The sequence below is a fragment of the Aureispira sp. CCB-E genome (assembly GCF_031326345.1).
Lineage (GTDB): Bacteria > Bacteroidota > Bacteroidia > Chitinophagales > Saprospiraceae > Aureispira.
Genome location: NZ_CP133671.1, coordinates 2,347,073 through 2,369,726, shown reverse-complemented (window position 1 = coordinate 2,369,726; position 22,654 = coordinate 2,347,073). Strand labels below are relative to the sequence as shown.

Here is a 22,654-nt window from a genome sequence, read left to right as displayed (position 1 = left end):
GCTATTCAGTTTCTATTTCTAATGTAATAATGTAATCTGATGGTGTCGCTTTAAAAAAATCATTATTCTCAAAATCAACACCTTTTTTGAATAGCTCCTTTAGGATATGTATCTCGCCATTAGAGACAAGTGCTATTTCATAGTGCTCTCCTCTTTTTCGTCCTTCCTCCATCTCTGATCTTGATAAATGGAAACTGACACCATTAAACGATTTCACTTCTAAATACTTGAGATTGGCTTCATTCTTTAGTTTATAAATAATATCACAATGAAGAGAATCTGATTTTAAAGATACCTTTTTTGAATAACTAGATCTCCATTCTACGAATTCGACATCATCATTTGCTTCTAAGGAATTATAAACTAATTCCTCTGCTTTCACTCCAGCTTTCTTTTTTCTCTTATCATTCTTACTACTATGCATCCAAGCAGCATTCCCATTTCCCTTACCATTCTTTTTTGTCTTTGAAATAACTTTTTTTGACTTACTGTAATTAATTTCAGCTACTTCAATAGTCTGGTTATCGTCTATTACACTAGTAATATCTTTCTCACATATCAGCTTTAAATGTTCCTTAATAATATCCTCATTTCCTTCAAAATACAATAAACTACGAATATTTAAATTTTCTATATCAGCTTCTTGTAAATTATGCTCTCCTAACAAATCACTATATTTGATTGTAACCTCGTCTAATTCTTGTTCTTCATCTAAATCAATTTTAAATAAACTCTTAACGATTTTAACCAGTTCACCTGCGTAGTTAATATTCAATTCAAATATATTATCTTCAATAAATTGGTTTAGTTCGATAGATTCTCCAATATCCTGATATCCAATCTGTTTCGCTAAAAATAACTGTTGATTCTCAAGTTCTACCGAATTTTTTTTCCAAATGAGTCTTTCAAATTTAGATCTGTAGATAACAAGACTTAATTCAAACCTATTCTTATGATATGAGACAAGTCCTGTGGATACATTATCGAGTAACGTATCTGCACGAATCCCATATTTTGATGTAATATCCTTTAACAAGTCAACTCCACTTCCTCTATTAAAATCATTAAAATCTACATTAGAATACCAAGAAGGTAACTCATATTTCAAGTCTTCTTCAATGCACAATTTAAGTCCAGCATCATTCTGAATATTCTCAGGAAACTTTTGCCCTTGAAATTTATATAACCTCTCCCAAAAACTTAACTCAGCTCTTGACACTCCTAAAAACTCCCTCGCCGATTTAAAATAGCCCAATAACTCGTCCATATGAATAAGATGCATAGAGTCCTCTATTGAGTCTTTAAAAACTGACCGAAAATCATTCTTATTCTCCTTTACCTTAAAGTTTATACAGATTATTTCCGCAATTGCATCACAAAATTCTCTATCTTTTTTAAGGTCAGAAAGCTCAATTGCATTACGATTCTTCACATAATAGGTGTTACCTATTTTGATAAAAGAATTATCTTCCAAAGAATAAACTTCATCTTTGGCAAACCTATATATACATTCTGAAACTAATCTAAATTCAAGAGACTTGATTAAGTTAATAGCTTCCCTAACCTTTAAGGTAGCCTCCTTTGTTTTTAACGACCACAATCTATAACATAAGAACAAAGCCTTTAATTCTTCCATCTCTAGGTTGAACCTTTGACTCCAAGACTGTTCTGAGACTTTAACTAATTCTACTTCATCTAATAACTTTTGAATTAAATTAACTCCAAAAAAGTCTTTAACATTTTGCTCTCCAGCTCTTTTGGGAAGATTTAATATCCAATAATTATCTAAAATATTTTGGGGTAAAAGGTTATTATCAAAGTAATATATCTCTGAGACATCCTTAAGCTCTAATTTACCATCTCTACGACCTCCTTTTCTAGCAAAAAGCTTCATTCCATTAAAATCATGCTTATAATTTTTTAGTAAGGTATCCTTATTTTTTGCACAATAACTAAGAAATTTCCTGTAAAAAGCTTGAGTACCTAATCCATCTTTATACCTCTCCTCATGTTTTTCAAATAAGCTATAATATTGTTGAGGACTTAACTCATCCATAGTTTCAAGAGCACCTAATTTTTTAAGAATAAACCTGAGTTTCCCCTCATCTAATATGAAATTAGACAGTATAGGGTGTTTGAAATTAAAACTCTTAAAGTCAAAGCCAACACCTCCCTCTTCTAGCACATAATTATTTAGATTTGAGTTTGAGACTAATTGATATTCTAGGTAGGATGGTTTTTCTACGAATGGTTTTGGATATGCATTACCATATTTGTATGACAATTCATCAGCATTAGAGTATTCTAAGCGTTGAAATAAGAGAGGTTCTTTATAAACAAGTAAAACTAGTTTTTCAGCTGATAATTTTCTTATTACATCAGGTCTACTAAGTCTTAACCCTTTAAAATAAATATAACTGATTTTATCAGGCTTGGTTATTTTACTAAATAGATAATTTTTGTATCCTCCATCTCTAGTTTTTTCAGTTTCATCTACTACTATCTTAATATGTTTATTAACTCCAATCCACAAAAAGAATAATTCTTTTTCCTCTAAACTAGCTTCTCCTAACTCCCAAAAATCAGTATCAGCAACATAGTCACTATCTTCATAAACATTGTCAAATATGAGTTCCGTTAATTTACCTGAAGGATAGGTATTGCCAAGATAAAGTTCATCGCAAAATTTAATCTCTTTTTCTTTATTAATGACGGGTATTTTTTGACTTAATACAGTTGTTCTTGTGGGATTTTTCTTGAAGATAGAATAAAGCGATTTCATTAAATCAGTTATAGCAATAGCTTTCTGTTGCATAGAAGCGACAGTCTTTAATTCCTGATTAGTCTCTGAAATAATTGTTTTGATTACATCATTAATATCATTTGAGCCAATATTCAAAATCGTATCTACAACTCTTTTCAGAGGTCTTGAATCACTTTCTTTTTCATTCTTACGGTGAATTTCAATTTTATCTGCTAGCTCATTAAGTATGGATCTATATAGTTTTTGAGATATAAAAGATAATTTTACAAAAGAAGGAATATAATACTGCTCTACATCTTTCTTACTAAGAATAAACACCTGTCTTTCCTCACTAACAATATTGTCATTTGTATCAAGTAATAAGGGTAAATGCAGCACACTCTCATGAAATGATCGAAACTCAGGAGTCAGTAATATCCGTATTAAAGAAACCCTCTCTCCAATAGATGAAATCAAAGGGGAAATTGACTTTACTATATTTTGAAATTCCTTTGGAGTATATTTTTTGAACTGATAATGATTAAAATCTTTGGTAATTTTATCGAAAGGTGAGCGTAGGAGACTTGGAAAATAGATTCCAAAATTGTTTTTTTCAACCCATTCTGAAAATGCTCCACCATAATAATAAACATTTCCCTTTTCATTATAACTTCCATCGACACAAGGATAAATTGGCAACTTGTCTCTATAGTCCTTTATTTTAAGGTAAAATGGTTTAAGTAATTCATTATCGCTTGTACCCTCAGATGTTAAAAAACAAAATGAATTCCAATTACTTTGATCTTTTGATTTTATCTTTGTGTTCGCTAAATCCCCTAAAGCATCAGCAATCACCTCTAAAATATAAATATTCCCATCTGAATCATTCAGTTGGTTTCTAGCAGGGTCTAAATCGAAAGTTGCATGAATTATACTTGGCAAATGAGTCTTCACTTTCATAGGTAAATATGTATAAAAGTAATTCTCGCTATTTTCCAATTCTTTTTGCCAAGCAATTTTAAAGTTAAACTTCTTATTCTCTCCAAAAAATTCTTGCTCAGAAGTAAATATAGACCATTGGGTATCATTATTAATAAATACCTCATCCAACCGATCTTCCTTTTCAAAAGATTGAGGAGGATTTCCATCCCTTATTACTTCAATCCTCTTGAGATGTCGGAGAAACAATAATACTTCACCTTTTATATCATCTAATTGCTTAAGGATACTATCCTCAACTTCTTTTTTATAAGACAATTCAAATACTGTCTCCCAAGAATCAGTATTAGAAGGGTCTTGAAAATCAGGTATTGCAAGAACTGCAAAAGGAATCTCTCCTTTCAGATTTTTTGCCTCAGATACAGCATTCCTGAATTTTTCAGATTCTTTGAATATTTTATCGTATTCTCTTTTTGCTATTTCTGGAGAGAAAATTAAATCAATGGCTTTTGTCTTTACAACAACTTTATCTACCCAATTTAATATAGATCTAAATCCAAGACCTTTATTCCCAATAAATTCCTTTTTGTCTTTGGGACTTTGGCGAGCTACCATCAATGATCGTATACCTCCAATATTAAATGGTTCTCCATTATTTGCAATAGTAAGAATACGACTCTCAGTATTTATCCTTATTTGAACAATACTAGATTTAGCATCATCAGAGTTTTGTAGCAACTCTAATATTTGGCGATTATTATAGGCTTCAGTTGTACCTTTTTCAGTACGATAATCGCTCAGAACTCTATGAGGAGCCACCTTGTAGGTATCTCGATTTTCTTGAATAAGATCTAATACCTCATCTTGAAATGTTTTTATTTCATCGGTCATTATAGCCATAGATACTATTAAGGATTTAGTTCTTTGTATTTATCATTATCTAGTTTGACAGCTTTATCCAAAAGATGTGATACTCCTGAGCTAACATCTTGAGGAGATGGCTCTTTCGTTAATGTTTTATCTTCCTTCCAAAAAACATTCGCATAATATGTAATTGAAATTGCCTTGCCATCATCACTAACATCAATCTTATTTTGCTTTGCCTGGTCTATCCCTAATGATTGCTGACGTTTCATCTCAATTTGAACTTTATTAGCCAGTAGAAATTTGTCCTCATATTGCTCGAAAAGGCCTAGTAAAAAACTTCTATACTCTGCATTATTCAAAAAGGACTCTGTTGTGCATGATATTTTCTTCTTCATATTTCTTGATATATTTTGTTTATTTAAACACCTCCTCAAAATGCCCCCAAGCCACCTTATAATCGGCCACACGATCACACTTATCAAAAGGAGCATAATAAGTCACCTGCTTGCCATAATACAACTCACTCTTCTCTATCGTATGCACATAAGTCTCTCCAGCGGTCATCTCCTTGATAGTATTCCACACAGGACGATCCAGCCCAACACCAGTAAGCCCCTTGGAACAAGTAAAGACAATATTCCCCTTGGTATCGTACCACGTATCATCTTCGTTTTGTTGTAAGACAGGAAACTGTACATTGTAGATCAAAATCAACTCATCTAGCGTAAGACCTAAAGCCATCGCTACAATCACATCAATCTCTACCAATGCCCAACGACGCTCGTACCAGTTGCGGAGTGGGGTTTCCCATTGCCAGTTTTCGGTGAGGGTGTGGAAGGATTTTAGGCGTGAGTCTTCTTTGCTCCAGTTGCTTTGCTTGAAGGATTCTTGCCAGTTCTTGTTCCAAAAAACTGAATATTGGTTACTTAAACAATTCAACATTAACGCTCTAACAAAAAGCTGATCCAGACATTTAGAGTTATTTACTTCTAAAAATAAATTTTGAATAGTTTCATCATATAAATTATTTTTACCTAAACTCTTTATATAAAAATCTAATATTATTGAAGAACATAGAGATAATGTTTTTAGTAAATCATAATCATTTTTGAATTGAATACTGATTATTCCATTTGTATGAGACGCATCAGGTGGAATTAGCACAGGATGAAGAGTCCTTAAGGATGTATTATCAAGCATTTTCCTAAAACCAATTCTAGTAGATTTAATCCAATACAAATTGTTTAATCCTTCAATTTTATCATTAAAACGATCTGTATCTAATGGTAAAAAATTGGTTCTAGGAATGAAACGCTCTTCTATTTCAGTTAAATTGATTATATCGTAATCAGAATTAAGTTTACATTCTTGCTTAGGATTTTTATAAAATGAAGTACTCAAAAATACTTGGGCCCCATTAAAAACAATTGCTTTATTAGTTGGATAACTAGTCTTCCTTAATAAAATATTCTCTTTTTGTGCATTTACCTCATTAAGCCCATCTGTCGTAAAAAAGTCTTGGCTTAAAGTTCTACTTTTTTTCTCTCCAAGTTTCCTAATAATATGTAATAAACCTCTAGAGTGAAGTGAAACAAGTTTTGTAGTTTCCCAATCATTAGAATTTTCAAAAGTTTTTGCGATTAACGATAGTTCCTCTTTTGTATAATAAACTAGTCGATCTCTATGGGGAGATGTGTTCCAAATAAATTCCCCTTCTTTGTTTCTTTTTTTTATTCCTCCACATCCTTTATTATTATCCTGGTCAATAAAAGAACCATAAACTGTTGATGTAGAAAAAATATTACTCATAGAGACAAACTGAATTTCAGACTTTAGACCTGAGTAAACATTAATAGAGTAGAACTTACTATCTTTTATTTCTACAAAAAGTTTTAAAGCATTCCAAAACTGAAAATGATATTTCAATCTTCTGTAAACATCTTTTCTCAATGGTTGTCCTTTCGGGTCATCATATATACCTTCAGGATGGACTAAACCAATAAATCCATTTTGGGAAGTTAATTGAAATGTATTTGTAAGAATGCACTTGTACAAATTATTCCTCTGACCTTTTAATAGTGGGTAATTTTGATACCCTCCCAAAAAATCTTTAGTTGAATCTGCCCATGTAGCTTCATTTTTATAGATACTATTTAACTCTTTATTTGAAGAAAGAATTTTCATCGCCATTTTTTTAACCTGTGGGGCTGACATCTTTCTTATTGCGATTTCAGGATGTTCTTCTGATATTATACCAGCTTCATCCATTTCTATATTAACCCATGGAGGATTACCTACCACGACATCAAATCCTTTTCTCTCTTTGTAAACTTCAATAAACTCTAATTGGTAATGAAAAAAGCTATACTTATTCGCATAATCCATCACCAACTTTGAACGGTCATTTTTGAAAAGCGAAGTTTTTTGCTCTTTGAGTACTTCTGCTATTTTTTTCTGTACCGAAGTCTTTTCCTTTTTGTAGCTTTTGAGAGTGAGTTGTTGTGCTCCACCAAATAGATTTCCCTGCTGCCCAGCTGTTTTAAAGACAGGGTCCTCAGATACTGTTTCTTCAGCCAGTTTTTGCAAGTCAATATTGAGAATATTCACGATATCCTGATACCATTCTTGGCGAGAAGGCAACTGAAAAGCATCTCGTACATCCCAAAACCAGAGGCTACACCAATAGTCCATTATCAGCTTGAGCTTGTAATAGGGCGCATTGGTTTGGCTACGCATGGCAGCCATTTTTTCTTTTTCATCATAGCTCTTGGCTTTGAGCTTGACCTGTTCGCCCTTCTCATGTGCTCCAAAGAAATCCGTCTTGATTTGAGTTTGGATATTGATGCGTTGTTGGAACTCATAATGCTCTTCCAAAAGCTTATCAATAGCAATAGAGATAAGCTTCAAGTTTTCTACTTCCCCCATAGACAAAGGCTGAATGAAATCTTTACGCCATTCAATTACCCGCTTGGCTTCATTAGGATAAGCTTCTTTTAGCAATTTTATTTTGGCAGAAGGCACCATATTTTTATCAGGCAATAAGAAATGATAGATATCGCTCTTTTTGCGTTTGAGTTTGCCTTCTTCATACTTCAGATGAATTGGAGCTGTATCCCACCATTCTTTCTTTTTCATCTTTTTAGCACGTTGGGAGGTATACTCTGCTACAAAAGCTTTTTGAGGATAGACCTTGAGCCATGCTCCAACAACCGCATTCCCCACACCAAGACGATAGCCAAAAAAAGGCGTTTGCATATCTTTGTGTATCACGTTCAACCAAAGCGATAATTTCCCCAACTCCACAGCCGTTGGATTTAAATCCACTCCATAGACATTATTGAGAGCAATGTAGGCTTTAATTTTTTGAAGTTCTTCCTGGTATTTATCTGGAGCTGCCTTTCTACCTAGTTCATCTTGTCGAAAACTCAGATAGGCTTCTGCCAATTGGTTAATCACCTCATTGTGGAAAGCAGCTGCTCCCATAGCAGGTTCCAGAATTTTGAGGTCAAGCAAGTCTAAGGCTTTCATCTCGCCATTAGTGACTCGCTCCAAAATAGGCTTTAAGGTATATTTTACCGTACATTCTGTCAATACCTCTGGTGTATAAAAAGAAGCCGACTTCTTACGATCACGACCACTCAAGCGATAGATAAAGGTTCCTTTAGGGATAATCTTGATTTTATCCTCTCTATCATGATAGACTTCAGCAATATCAAAATCATCCATGCGATGTCTTGGAACCAAGTAGGAACCATCTTTTCGAGCAACCTGCTCAGACGTTTCCTTTTTCTTCAACTTTCGATGCACTTCAATATAATCCGTCTCAGCAAAAAAACCTCGAAAAGCCAATAAGCTCTCATAAACCGAGCCCAATTGGTTGATACCTAGATTGGCATAAGATATTCTTCCCCTAGCTTTACGCTTCTGTTTTTTGGAAAGCGATAATTGGCAAATCACATCCTGCCAGATAACATTTCGTATTTTGACATGAGGTAGGATATGCAGCTTTGCATCATCAAAGAGTGGTGAATCCAACTGACGTACTCGAAAGCTCTTGTTCAACTGCTCTTCCTCACGACAACCATGATTCAACAGATAAAACAATCGACTCAAAGACTCATGAAAGAAAAATCCATTCTGACTACTATCGGTATTCAAAGGCACCTGCTCCAAATCTCTCAACATCTCCAAAGAATATCCATGCTGATAGGCTTCATCATTAACAGGTAGAATATCCAAATCATTCCTAGATTCTGCATAGAATAGAAACAGCAATCGATACACCATCGTCAAACAATCATTCTTCAAGTCTTGTGCATCAAGATTTGAAATATCATCAGGATTATTGTTTTGCAAATAATAAACCGCCTCATTCGCCAGTGACTCTACCGCATGAATAACCCCTTCTTTCAAGTCTTTGGTTACTTCAAAAGCAGACTTATGAGAATCTTCATCCAATTGCTCCATCAAAACAATCTCTGATTGAGGAGCAAGATGGTTCTTCGCCAATAAGAAATAAAAGAGGGAATAATAATCCTTTTTCTTCGTTCCTGTTACTTCATCAAACAAAGCCTCAATATCAAACTGCAAATAAGCTCCCTTAAACCACTTCTCTTGCTCCAGTAAGAAGTATTGATTCCCTGCACATAGTAGAATATACTGTGGTCTTCTATGCTGTGCAATCAAGAATAATTGAGATATCGCCTTATTGATAATCATAGGAGAAATCGTTTCATCCTCCTTCACTTCAAAGACATTGGACCAATCTGAACAATCATACTCCTGAGCCTGTGGCATAAAAGCTGACTCGTCCTTCTCCTGATGATATCGTTGATCAAACAATCCATCAGGCTCTCGACCACCATCGCTAATTAGAGCCTGCATTTCCATAATCATCAAATGAGGCTGCTCCCCACGATATAGGGTATGACGTACAGGAATAACATTCTTTTCATCCAATGGGAATAGCTGCTTATACTCTGGTTTACCCCCAGGATAACCTAAGGCTTTCAGCACTTCCGTATGAAACTGATGCGTTTCTGTAATTTTATCCTTGGTTCTCATCCTGTCATCCAGATAAGTCTGCTTGAATCGGAAGTATTTTTCCTTCAAACTAGATATCCTCTTCTGAAATACCTTCACATCGTTATCAGCATGCCCTGACTTCTCTTTTACCTTCTTGTAAAAGTCCTCATCAAAGTAATTGGATGAAAAGTAGTCTCCTATATTTTGAATGAAATTTATCATTTCTATTATTTTTTATGCGTCTTGTTTGCTTTGTTAAATCTGCCAATAATCTGTTGGTCTATATCATAACCTCGAAATACGTCATCCCACTTCTTCGCTACATTCTTCGAAATCATGATGCTTTCCTCGTTCGCTACTTTTTGCCCCTCTTCTTTATTGAAGGAAAGGAAATTAAAGCTTCCTTGGATATAGTAATCATTGTCTTTAATAATCAATTTTCGATGGGTTCCAGTCATATTGTAGTTTCCTTGCTCTTCAAAATGAGTTGGGAGATGGACTAGATGAAAGTTACTATTATTTCTATCAAGGTTCTCAACTTCTTTTTCTGCTTTGCGATGATGCTCATCATTTCCTTCTATTCCATAGAGAATAATGATTTCAGCTCCTCTCTCTAATGCATTTTTGAAAAGATGGATGTACTTTAAAGTGGCTCGTTTAATCCAGGGGCTTTCAATTAAAATTTTCTTTTTGACTGTTCTTAATGCTTCTTCAAATTGGGCTTGAGTTTCCCAAATTGATAATGTTCTAGTATCTGAAACAGTAGATTCAGACTTTGAAGTATTAACGAATTCACTAACCAGTTGATAATCTTCTTTCTCTCTTAAATTAGCAATACTAACTCTCTCAGAGCTACTAAGATCATATAGAATTCCTGGATAACGCTGCCCAAGAACTGAAGTTAAACGTTTATTGATGGTATAATGCTTATCAGCATTTCTTACTTCAATTCGAGGCTCAAAATCACCTTCCTTTTCTTTGGTAGGGATATATTCTATCAAATAATAATCATGATACATCTTTTGATCAAATTTGATACTTTTCTGATTGTAATCAACTAGATAGGCTTTCCCCTTATGTTGATATTTGTATATATCTGCTAACTCTTCATGCTTATTATGAAGTAGTAATTCATCTTTAATTGGATAATCTATTTCTTCATTAATTTTATTCTCATTTCTTTTATCTGAATAAACATTGAAGTCTTTTGCAAGTGCCTTATCCATTACAGCATCAATCAAAAACTCAAAGTCTTCTTCCTGAAGAACCTTAAGAATACTATTGTCTTCAATAAACTTGTTACCTTCTTCTGTAACTAGCCATTGCCCAGATATCAAATCGATATAACCTCTTTCACGTAAGAAGTACAATTCCTGTATAATAAAGTCATCTTCATTCAAGCCAAGAAAACCTCTTAACTCCTCATCTGTATCATATCCCATTTTAATCGCTCTAATAAGAACTGAATAGACTTGTTGGATTGATTTTTCTGGGGTTTTATTAACTGTAGCAGGAACAATGACACGACGATAAGGATAAGCAAACAAAATAATTTCGTTCACCTTATAACCAGGAGGGCATTGTTTCTCCAGTTTCTTATGTATTTCTTTTATATCCATTAGAATATTTGTTCAATGCTTTTTACAATCCATTTTCTATTTATAGCTCTTAGATATCGTTGAAGAGCAGGGATATCCTCATTATCATTAGGAGCTTTGGCTTGCACTATCCAATCATAATTACCAATAATAATAATCAATCTCTTTTGTCTCGACAGAGCCACATTTACACGATTTGCATTAGCTAAAAAACCTAGGGTATTTTCTCGGCTTCTTACCAAATCAAAGATAATTATATCCTTTTCTAAGCCTTGGAATCTATCTACTACTGAAGAAACAACCTGTTCGTAAAGTTTAATATGCTTCAATTTATTTGGCTGAATTTCAGATTGAATAGCTTTCCTAATTTTCTTCATTTGTGCAGTATAACCCGTTATTACACCAATAGAATACCCTTTGACTTGTTCTTGCTGATCTAGTTTTTTAATTAGTTGAGGAATGAGATTAGCACTTTCTTGATTATATGAGGAACCACTTCCATCTTTTTGACTCTTAATAGAATTTCCAATATCAAGAAAAATAATTGAGCTATCCACCTTTAAATCAAGATTATGCTCTTTTGATTCATGTCGAGCAACATACTGAATAGGCTCGTCACTATAGGGTTCATAGAAACTTTGTGAAATTAATTTCACTTGGTCTTCAGAACATCTTCTACAGACCTCTAATTGGCTCTTGTAATCAGAATCTATTTGTGTAATGATTTGCTCGAAGAGGCTTGGACGGTTAAAATAATCATCAAAACTATCAAATTCTTCATTGTGCTTAGACCTCAACCATTTTTCTACTTCTCTATTTGCAGTTAGCATTGGTCTTAATTGACGATGATCCCCAACTAACACAGCCTTATTTGCCATTACTAATGGTATTAATGATTCTGCTGTGGTTGCTTTGCCACTCTCATCCATGATGACATAGTCAAATTCAAAGTTATATTTTTGATATTTTTTAGAGGCAATGTGGTTAGTAGTCGCTCCAATCACTCGAATGGTATCAATCAATTTTTGATTTAACTTACTATTCTCATCTAAGGAGCTAATTGTAGCTAACCAATCATTATGCAGTTTTTGTTTTTCAAAAAAGCCTTTAAAGTCAGCTTTGGACATTTTAGAAAGAGCTTCCATGAATACAGTCTCTGAAACTAAAGCATCTTCTAAATCATTGAAATTGAATTTAGCAATGAGGTTATCAATTTGCTGTTTTTTTTCATTCCATTTTTTGTTAGAGGAAATTATTTCTAGTATTCTACTCAGAATAATATTATCTTTTTCTACTTCCTTCTCAAAAGCCTCTTTGATAGGTTTCCATTTTGCTTGAGCCTTCTTTCTTACCTCCTGTTTCCAACCTTCAATTTTACGTTCAAGAGTATGTTTTCTCAAACTTTGTTTAGGTTTACGAAAACCACTAAGTCGAAGAATAGGAATGTCTTTTTCCAAGAGATTATCTAATACATTATCAACCGCATCATTGGTTTGAGAGGTGATTAATATTTTCGCATCGGGATTATTATGCAAAATTTGAAAAACAATTTCTGTGATAACAGTTGTTTTCCCTGTCCCTGGAGGTCCTTGAATTATAGATAGAGGATCTAAGTGTAATGCATTTAGGATTGCCATTGTTTGATTCGGGCTATACTCAAAAGACTTCCCCTTATCATCTGTCTGATAGATATGTTCTAGCTCATAATCTCGGACAGGTTCCACATCGATATCATTAGGGTTAAACAAATAATAAATTAAATCTCTATTTTCCACCTCATCGTATTCAACCTTTCTTATAGCCTCTTTTTGTCTTTTCTTCTCTTGTTCTTGCTTTGCAGTATTCTCAAAAATATAACCTCTAGCAGGGATTTTATCAAAATCTAAGTGTTCGCAATCTTTAAATTTGATGATTCGTTTTTTTATATCAAAATCATATGCTATACCTGAGAATCTCAATGGATTCTTCATTTGTTTTTTATCTGCTGTAGCACTAACTATATATTCAAATTCATCTTCATTTGGGGGTAAAGAATTTCGAATATGATTAAATATAAAGCCAATAGGACTATACTTATCATCAATATCGATTGTAAACCATATTTGGTTCCCTTTTTTATCAAATTTTGAATATTTAAGTTTCAAAGCATTTTTTTCTATTACCTCAAGCTCTTTTTCTATTAGATCTTTGAAAAACTTCAACTCTTTATAGATTTCTCTCTTCCCCTTACTATAACTTCCTTCATACTGTTTTTGAAGCCGAATTTTCTTGAGAAGAAGTGTAAGATTAAACTTATTATAACTATACTGACTATTGTATTTAACAAAATCAACAGGAATCATCAAGTAGGTTGCTCTCTTTTTAGATCGTATATAATTCTCTTCATCTTCTTCCTTGAGAGCAGTATTTAAAACAGTCAAATACAATTCATCCAATATCCATAAACATCTTATGCAAAAAGATTCTGTGATTATGTGAATTAAAATATTTCCCTTATCGCTTGGACTCACATCAAATAAAGGTCTAAATGTCTTGCTATTTAATTCTCTGATTATATCATCCGTAGCTTTCTCTACAAGAATAATATTCTTATTATCAAATGAAGTTTCAGTAACAATCTTTTGGATTAAATCCAAAATCATATTGAATTTTAATCGTTCTGAAGGAACCTTCTTGCAGGTAGCATCAACTAAATCATTGATGCTCTGAAACTGATCCAATTCTTTTTCAGAGAAATACCATTCTATAACTCTTCCCAGAGAAAACACATCTGATTGAAACGGGAACCCAGAAGCTTTTAATGATCTATCTAATTTTTCTGGTGCTGCAAATTCTCTTGCAAATATTTCAAGGCTTGCTTCTTGGCTAAGGGTTGCAGATATATCTGATAAACCAAAATCTATTAAGTAAAAATTTAAATCTTCATCCACTAGAATATTTGCAGGAGTAATATCACCATGAGAAATTCGATGTTTTTGATTAAATTCTTTTAAACAGTCGAGTAGCTGTATTAATCCTTTAAGAAAATAAGTTGGAGATAGATGAAATAATTTATCTTCTAATGTAATAGCTTCAATGTATTCAAAAATAATACAATAGGCTCCTTCATTAAGATCCCAACCATATTCTATGATTTTAGGTGTTGATGAATGACTTGCTTTCTTGAGAGTTCTCAATTTTCTTGACAACACTTTACTTCTGGGGGAATCTTTAGGAATCCCTTTAATCCATTTTGCAAAATAGAGCTCTTCTACTTCATCAATTACAATTGCAGTTGCAGAGTAACCTCTATTCTGAATTTGACTATGGAGCTGATATTTATTAAGAATCATCATTTTTAGGGTACTAAGGGTTATTCATTGTCATTATAAAAAACTGCTAATACTCGTAAGTAGGCATCTTTGTTCAGGGAGGTTAAATCTTTGAAGTATTGGCTAGATGTCTTTGTGATTAAATCGATATACTGTTTTTTATCCTCCATCTTTTGTCTCATAAATCCACTCATAGATTTATCTCCAAAATCTAAAATTAGCTGGTTAATAGAATCATCGGTCCATTCTTTGAGTTTATCTTTATAACTTTTAAGATTGTTTTCCATTTCAATTTCTTTCAGCTGCTGTTTTTGCTTCATATACCATTCATTGGCAGCTTCTACAACATCAGGAAGTAAGGACTCTAGATGTTTCAATACATCTTTCTCAACAACATTTGTTATCCATGTTTTTTCTGTATAGTAATCTTTGATAAATGAGGTAAGAGTAATCGGTTTCTCAAACAACTCTCCACTAAATTTTATTGGTAAAACAAAAAATTCAGAGATAAGAGATTGACCTATATCATTCGCTACTTGTCCATGAATAACAAACCAAGCTGTATTTGTTGGGAGAAAACTTAACTTTGCAGCAAGAGCTACTGACTTATCAATACTCGCTTCCAGTTTAGTCATATAATACTTTGCAATAGGGTGCAAATCATACAGCATTTGGAACTTAGCCCATTCTCCTTTTTGTTTACGAGCATCTTTTATAGCTTCTTGAACAGTCAATTTACTTAATGTCAATCTGTAAATGTCATTAAGAGCAGGTCGTGCCTCTTTAGGTAAATCAAATAGTACTCTTTTCAGCTCTTTGTTATTTTTGACTTCCAGATAAAACTCATCTTCAAAAACAGCATCATTATCCTTAATCAAATCATCTGTTTTCAGCTGTTCTACCAAATCATGATAATAGGCGGAATCATTTTTATACAAAGAGAATTCTTCTTGAATAGGATTTTCATTTTCAGGAATGATACTTTCTGTTACATCTGTTTCTTCGCCAAACATAGCATCAAAACTAAATTCTTCTTCTAAGAAATTTTCGTCTTTTTTTATAATAGCCTCTTCTACTTTCTCATTTTCTTTTTTGGCATCATAGAGTTGCATTACAGAGCCTACATCCCCCAATGATTTATACACTTCATCTTCTTTCTTAGTAAGGTTTTCAATAATGTGTAGATCTGTTTTTAGACCCTCTGTATCAGATACGGCAATAAGGTAAAAGATATAAGGTGTTTTTTCTTGACCATAACGATCAATACGACCATTTCTCTGTTCCAAGGTGATTAAAGACCAAGGAATATCATAGTTAAACATATGATTACAGAAGTAGTGTAGATTTACTCCCTGAGAACCAGCATCCGAAGTAATAAACAATCTTATTTTTGAATCTTCCTTTCCAAAATCTTCTATCAAAAGCTGTTGATCTATATCACTTAATCCTCCATGAAATTCAGTAATCACCTCAGCAGCAACATTAAAGTCTCTTTGTAAGCTCTCCTTCAAGTAGCGAATGGTCTCAATTCTTTCAGTAAAGACAACTAATCTATCATCCTTCTTCTTGCCAGACCACCTCAGCTCTTTAAGTTGTTTTTTGAAGGCATTGTACTTAGAATCTGTTTTTTGATCAAGAATCTTGTTTAAGATATCTTTAAGTCGCTCCAGAAATTTCTTATTACTTTCAACACTATCAGAGAGTTCTTCCAGCTTTTCAATCTTCTGTATTCTTCGTTCTATACTTTTGAGTGCAGCCAAAGGAGAAGACATATAAGATTTAAATAAACTAATAGCAAAGAGTAAATCTCGTTTTTTCTTTTTCGCTAATTTCTTACCAAACAGGTCTGTACTTCGAGGTTCATTAGTTTCTTCAGAAAGAGCCGTAAACTTAATTTTTTGTAATATTTCCAAGAATTCTTCCTCATCTGCATTGAGATTTGCGTGAAGAGGCACAATAGATCTTTCCTGAAAGTTAGCTCGTATCTTAGTATCCATTATATGTTGCTTGAATCTACGAACATAATATGGGAATACATCCTCCTTGCTATATTCTCCATCCTGAGCAACCGCAATGGGTTCAATCATCTTAATGAGATTGGCAAAAGTCTCTTTCTTACCATTGTGAGGAGTAGCTGAAGTCAATACTAAAGATTCGCAGCGAGTTGCTAAAAATTGGGCTAAATCACCTCTTTGACTAGTAGAATTAGCTACGGTATGACATTCATCGATTACAATTATATCCCATCTCGATTTTTCAATATAATGCCTGAATTTTGCATTATTCTTTAGAGTATCAATAGAAATAATTGTTTTATCATAATATTCAAATGGATTCTTATTAGCAGGTAGCTCTGTTTTGATTTTTGCAATACCATGAGAATCTAATCTTACTAAGGGAATAGAAAACCTATTCCAAATCTCTTGTTGAAATTGTCCCAGGATAGACTTCAAGGCAAGAACCATAATTCTTTTTCCTTTTCCTCTTTTTATCATCTCAGCAAGAAAAATTCCAACCTCCACAGTTTTACCCAAGCCTACTGCATCTGCAATTAGCATCCTTGGTCTAGGTAGCTGAAACGCTTTGATAGTTGGCTCAAATTGGTATTGGGCTGTATCAAATGCTGCTTTATGAGCAATCGTAATCTTTTTACTATATCCAGTGCTATTCCTTAGTTGAGTCTCAAGGAAAAGCTTTGTTTTCCGATAACCATCATCTTCATCACCAATAAATTTGGTATTGATTGGATTTATTACTCGAATATCTTTATCAATATTGGTATCAAAGATAAACTTCTTGCCCTTTACGAGTTCGCTAAGACCTTCTACCTCAAGCACAAAAGTATCATCAAGATTATTCTTGACATTATTTATAATAAAATCCTCTTCTCTTACAGTTATTCTTACTCCTGGAACATAGATATTTTCCATTATTAAATTCCGTTTTATAGCTTTATAGACGTATTATTCGAATTACATAAAAACACATTCTTGTAACTCTATTATCCTAGATATCTTTCAGTTAGTTCTCGAGTCCATTGTTTCTTGACCAATTTTCTCAACACTTTAATAAAAGATTCCAAATGACAGGGATAAAAACCAGTACGATTTTTATCCTCTGAAATCAGACAAGATACATAATTATCTACAGCATCTTGACATTCTTGATTTTGGGACGGGAATAAATAAATGAAGAAACCATCTTCGTAGTCAGCTTGGGTAGCAATTGATAAAAGGTGATCTCTCCATACTTGTTGGAGAGGTAATTCTTGAAGTTTTTTTATCGAGTCCTTGGGAAATAATTCGCTATTTAAGGATAATTCTGTGTATCTATCTTTATGTTTCTCATAAGTAGCAGCAGCCTTTTTCTTATCATCCTTTAAGTCTTCTGCATATTTGACTTCTATACCAATAAAAGATTTTTCACCTTTCAAATTCAAATACTCAATAAAAGCATCAAAGGCACTATAATCTCCTGTGTATTTGGCAGCTCCTCTTCCTGGAGAATATTCAAACTTAACAGCAGTTACTTCTTTTATTCGTTCAGGAAAAAACTCTCGAAAGAATTTGCTTGCTAATTCTAAATCAAAATGCAGTTCACCAAATAGATTAAAGCATAGGGGCTGAGAGGAAAGTAGATTATTCCAGAGACGAGGTTCTCCAATCAGACCTCCTTGAGCACAGATGTTATAGACTTCATATTGAGCTAAAGCCTTGATTCTATCTGTTAGAAAATTAACTTTTTGGGATTTGGCAAAATCAATAGGCAGGAAGTTACCTAACTTACCTTCTTGGATAGGATAGTTTTGTTTTTCTCTCCATTTGCATTGTAATAACCGAGCAAAAGAGGCATAATCACTATCAGGTTTGTAAAAAGCATTGTGCTTTTCAAGAGTTTTTTTAGAAGGTCTCATCGTGTTTCTATAAAGTTGGGTAATCCTATGATCAATAGTTAGCAATGCTCACGAAGTAAACTTTATTAAGTTAATAATCAACAAATTGTAATTTCATTGCATTTTGTGTTAAAATCTTAATTATCAACTGCGAAGCACTCATGCAATACCACGTAGTAGCAGCGTAGCTAACTAAAAGCGCAGCGCTCACGAAGTAAACTAATATAAATGTGCTTTTTTATCTTTTTGGTAACTAAGCTTGCCGAGTGGGCTTGTGCTAGTAGCACAAAAGCCAAAGGTCATGAGCGTAGCGAACTACTACGAAGTAGCACCAGAGGTAACTAAGCTTGCGACCTCATGAGCGTAGCGAACTAATCAACGACCACGAAGTAGCAGCGTAGCTAACTACTACTATGATATGAAAAATATAATAATTTATGCTGATATCATAAAATTCAAATAAGAAATCCTATTCAAATATTAATAAAGTATCTTATGTCTAACCTCTTAGATTCTTCAAAAACTACTCACTATAATTCTTCAAAACATTGGTCCTAGCTACTAATAGATAAAGAGAATTATGCTAAGATGAGAGAAATATAACTATTTATCAGATTCAAACTTCTTCAACCTAGGACGAAACACATTAACAAATTGATTCAGTTGTTCTTTGAAGAACTCTTTTATATCATATCTATTTTTTTTAGCAAGAACGTCTTCACAATAAAATCTTATACCAACATCATTAGATTCGTCCCAAGTCCAGATAATATCATCTCCCAATTCCTCTTTAATCTCATCTTTGTAATCATCTAAAAAATTAAATATTTCTCTACCTTCATTGTCACTAGCTGTCCTAAAATAAACCCCTACTCTTTTTTTACTTTTCATAAAGTAAGCACTAATCCAAGCTTTCTTAGTTTTTCCAGGATATAGAAATAAATTTTGGGCTTGGGCTGGATTGGGAAGAGGTTGACCAGGATCATCAAATGTTAATTCCCGACTCAATTCAGTCCAGAAGTTTGGATAGAACTGCCTTTCTTTACTTTTCTCAGGGGAGAGTTGTTTGTCATTGGAACTATTACTAAGATCTTCAACATTGACGTTTGAAATAACTAATCCATCAGGTATCTCTACTGTTAATTTCTGTATCTCTACTGTCTTTACAATCGTTTTGGGTAAAACAAGTTTTCCTATTTCTCCTGCACTAAAAATATTTAACTCAACCATAGCAAAGGAAAAATTTAAGTGTCCTGCATTTGTCAAGAATTCAGCAATACTATAAGCTCCTTCTCGAATTCCATCTCCAGCAATCAACAAAAGAAATTTCCCTCTTGATAAATTACGGCTAACTGAATCAACAAAATCAGATTCATTGGGAATTAAATCTGGATGGATCTCCTTCGCCATTTTATAAAGAGTATTTCCTTTTTTCTTGAGCTTTCGATTAATTTCTCTCTGTAAATCATCATAAGTCCAATTGGCTAACTCTTTTGCATAATCTAATATTTGAGCAATGACGGCTCTCCTAGCTTCTGAATTTCGCCATAATTTTGTTTCAACAATAGCAATCTCTCCATTAGGTGTTATCATCAGGATATCAAGAGGACCTACAGGTGTATTTAACTCAATACATATTGGGATTACAGGATTATAAGACTCGTCAATATCTCTAATAGGTAGACAATCAGGATTTTGAAAGATTAAATCCTGTATGAAAACTTCATTAAAATCTTCTATTTTCTCAAGTTTGATGTTTCCTCCTTTTTCTGATAGAATTATTGGCTTTCCATATGCATTTTCATAAAATATAAGGTTTTATGAGAGAAGTTTAATTCCAACAAAAGGATTGTCAGAAATATACTCTCGTTCGGTCAGGACATTAAAAATAACCTTCATCCCTCGCAAATTATTGTTTTGAGTGATGGCTTCATGTTTTTTTTCTAGTAATAGAAAATCTAGATAATGGAGTGCTTGTCTCTTTTTGAAATCTTCCAAGCGGAAGTAGATATCGCCATAAAGCACCCAATAAAATTTGAAATTATTAATGTAACTTCTGTAGTCCAACATTGTTTCACGACTACACTCTTGTGCCTTAATTCCAAAGGCTAGTTCTAATGCTTCTAATAAACGCATATAAATTAGGTTTTGAGGATTTTCATAATTTATCCTGAACCCTGACAAGAAATATCCTCTAAATGGCATTTTCGAGCCTTTTGTGGACAGTTGTACGGGCTAGACACTTTTCATTTACAAAGAAGTATCCTTTGTAATAATTACGAAAATCAAAGTTTTATAATAAAATGGGCAGCTGTCCGCTCACTTTTTGACTTTTTCTGATAAAAGATTTTTTTAAGAATATTTTTATTCATTTTCTACTCGAAAAACCTCTTGCCAAGTCTCCTAATTTTTTTGCTAAATTTTGAAGTGCATAGGAGGTAGTTGCATACCTCAAATCACTCAAAACAAAAAGGCGTAAAACGTTGATTAATAACATTTTACGCCAAGTATTGATAGTGGTCGGGGTTGCAGGATTCGAACCTGCGGCCCCCTGCTCCCAAAGCAGGTGCGCTAACCGGACTGCGCCAAACCCCGATATTATTATGTTTTATCTTTATTAATAAAAAAGACAAACAGTATATAAAACTAAATTGTTGAAAAAAAATGCGTAAATTCTTGACCTAAGAATCTACGCATAAAGTCGGGGTTGCAGGATTCGAACCTGCGGCCCCCTGCTCCCAAAGCAGGTGCGCTAACCGGACTGCGCCAAACCCCGATAATCAATTTAGTTTTTTGAACTAAAAAGCAGTTCAAAAGTGGCGGAGAGAGCGGGATTCGAACCCGCGGTACCCCGTTAAGAGTACGTCAGTTTAGCAAACTGGTGGTTTCAGCCACTCACCCATCCCTCCAAGTGCGATGCAAATATAGTTCGAATATTTAGAATTCAAAAATTTTCAAGAAAAAAAAATCACTTTTTCTTCAAAAAGATTTATCCTTGTAATTCTATTTTTTCATAGTCCTTTAATTAGCAAGCAATAGTAATAACCAGATGCTCAAAAAAAAAGTTCAACAACTCGCAAAAAAATATTTAAACCAACACATTTCTATCCGTAGACACCTGCACCAATATCCAGAATTGTCGTTCAAAGAATACCAAACTTGTCAATTTGTAAAAGAAAAATTAGAAGCTTGGGGAATTGAAACTCAAATTATGGCAACAACAGGGGTCATTGGTATCATCAAAGGCAAAAACCCAAGTTCCAAAACACTTGCGTTAAGAGCCGACATGGATGCCCTTCCGATTCAAGAAATAAATGCTGTTAATTACAAATCTCAGCACGATGGCATCATGCATGCCTGTGGGCATGATGTTCATACAACCTGTTTGTTGGGAGCTGCTCAGATTTTGCAAGAACTAAAAGAAGAATGGGAAGGCACCATCAAACTAATTTTTCAACCTGGTGAGGAACAATTACCTGGAGGAGCTTCTGTTTTGATTAAAGAAGGAGTCCTGCACAATCCTTCTCCTACTGCTATCTTAGGACAACACGTAGAACCACTTTTAGAGGTTGGAAAGATTGGGGTCAAAGCAGGTTTGTTTATGGCTTCTGCCGACGAAATCCACGTTACTATCAGAGGCAAAGGCGGGCATGGAGCTCGACCGCATCAATGTGTGGATACCATTCTAATGGCAGCTCAATTAATTGTCCAACTACAACAACTCGTCAGTCGAAATGCAGACCCATTAATGCCTACAGTATTGACTTTTGGCAAAATTTTCTCTGAAGGTGGTGCTACCAACATTATTCCTGACGAAGTAAAGATTTTAGGCACCTTACGAACGTTTGATGAAACTTGGAGAGCGGCAGCTCATGAGCGATTGAGAAAGTCTGCTCAATTGATTTGTGAAAGTATGGGGGGAACTTGTAATTTTGAAATCTTAAAAGGTTACCCTTTCCTAAAAAACAATGAACACTTAACGCAGCTCACTCGTCAGCAAATGGAGGCTTATTTAGGTGCTGAGAATGTCATTGACTTGCCCGCAAGAATGGGAGGTGAAGATTTTGCGTTTTACTCGCAGCAAATTCCAGCCTGTTTTTATCGCTTAGGTGTTCAGAATCCTAATGGTACAGGCTTGCACACACCCAATTTTGATATTGATGAACGTTCTTTGGAAGTTGGTGTTGGGCTTATGGCTTGGTTAGCGACACAACATAAAACCTAAGTTACAACAAATAGAACTATCTACCCAAAAAGAAAAGCTCTTTTAGAATTGTAG

10 protein-coding genes and 3 tRNA genes are annotated in these 22,654 nt (G+C 33.9%); 1 reads left to right on the top strand and 12 read right to left on the bottom strand.

The window, feature by feature from the left end:
* Position 1: 1 nt before the first annotated feature.
* The 12 genes from QP953_RS09030 to QP953_RS08975 form a co-directional block, all read right to left on the bottom strand.
* A complete protein-coding gene (locus QP953_RS09030; RefSeq protein ID WP_309554705.1) occupies positions 2-4,582 on the bottom strand; it encodes a sacsin N-terminal ATP-binding-like domain-containing protein in 4,581 nt (1,526 codons plus the stop codon).
* Between the two features lie 8 nt (positions 4,583-4,590).
* Positions 4,591-4,944, bottom strand: coding sequence for a hypothetical protein (locus QP953_RS09025; protein ID WP_309554703.1), 354 nt, complete (start codon positions 4,942-4,944; stop codon positions 4,591-4,593).
* Positions 4,945-4,963: 19 nt separating this feature from the next.
* On the bottom strand, positions 4,964-9,796 hold the full coding sequence (locus QP953_RS09020; protein WP_309554702.1) for an Eco57I restriction-modification methylase domain-containing protein: 4,833 nt from the start codon (positions 9,794-9,796) through the stop codon (positions 4,964-4,966).
* Between the two features lie 5 nt (positions 9,797-9,801).
* Complete coding sequence (locus QP953_RS09015) at positions 9,802-11,193, bottom strand: hypothetical protein (protein WP_309554701.1); 1,392 nt, start codon at positions 11,191-11,193, stop codon at positions 9,802-9,804.
* Entirely contained in the window at positions 11,193-14,507 is a 3,315-nt protein-coding gene (locus QP953_RS09010; RefSeq protein WP_309554700.1) for an AAA domain-containing protein, read from the bottom strand. The genes QP953_RS09015 and QP953_RS09010 overlap by 1 nt, the downstream gene beginning before the upstream one ends.
* Positions 14,508-14,524: 17 nt before the next feature.
* Positions 14,525-17,413, bottom strand: a complete 2,889-nt coding sequence (locus tag QP953_RS09005) for a helicase-related protein (RefSeq protein WP_309554699.1) — start codon at positions 17,411-17,413, stop codon at positions 14,525-14,527.
* Positions 17,414-17,484: 71 nt separating this feature from the next.
* Positions 17,485-18,396, bottom strand: coding sequence for a PGN_0703 family putative restriction endonuclease (locus QP953_RS09000; RefSeq protein ID WP_309554697.1), 912 nt, complete (start codon positions 18,394-18,396; stop codon positions 17,485-17,487).
* Positions 18,397-18,978: 582 nt separating this feature from the next.
* On the bottom strand, positions 18,979-19,968 hold the full coding sequence (locus QP953_RS08995; RefSeq protein WP_309554696.1) for a DUF4268 domain-containing protein: 990 nt from the start codon (positions 19,966-19,968) through the stop codon (positions 18,979-18,981).
* Positions 19,969-20,193: 225 nt separating this feature from the next.
* Positions 20,194-20,511, bottom strand: coding sequence for a phage integrase N-terminal SAM-like domain-containing protein (locus QP953_RS08990; RefSeq protein WP_309554695.1), 318 nt, complete (start codon positions 20,509-20,511; stop codon positions 20,194-20,196).
* A gap of 381 nt (positions 20,512-20,892) precedes the next feature.
* Positions 20,893-20,970, bottom strand: a tRNA-Pro gene (locus QP953_RS08985).
* 106 nt (positions 20,971-21,076) lie between these two features.
* Positions 21,077-21,151, bottom strand: a tRNA-Pro gene (locus QP953_RS08980).
* A gap of 41 nt (positions 21,152-21,192) precedes the next feature.
* Positions 21,193-21,284 (bottom strand) — tRNA-Ser (locus tag QP953_RS08975).
* Between the two features lie 140 nt (positions 21,285-21,424).
* Between QP953_RS08975 and QP953_RS08970 the strand changes: the two genes are divergently transcribed.
* Complete coding sequence (locus QP953_RS08970) at positions 21,425-22,600, top strand: M20 family metallopeptidase (protein WP_309554694.1); 1,176 nt, start codon at positions 21,425-21,427, stop codon at positions 22,598-22,600.
* Positions 22,601-22,654: the final 54 nt, after the last annotated feature.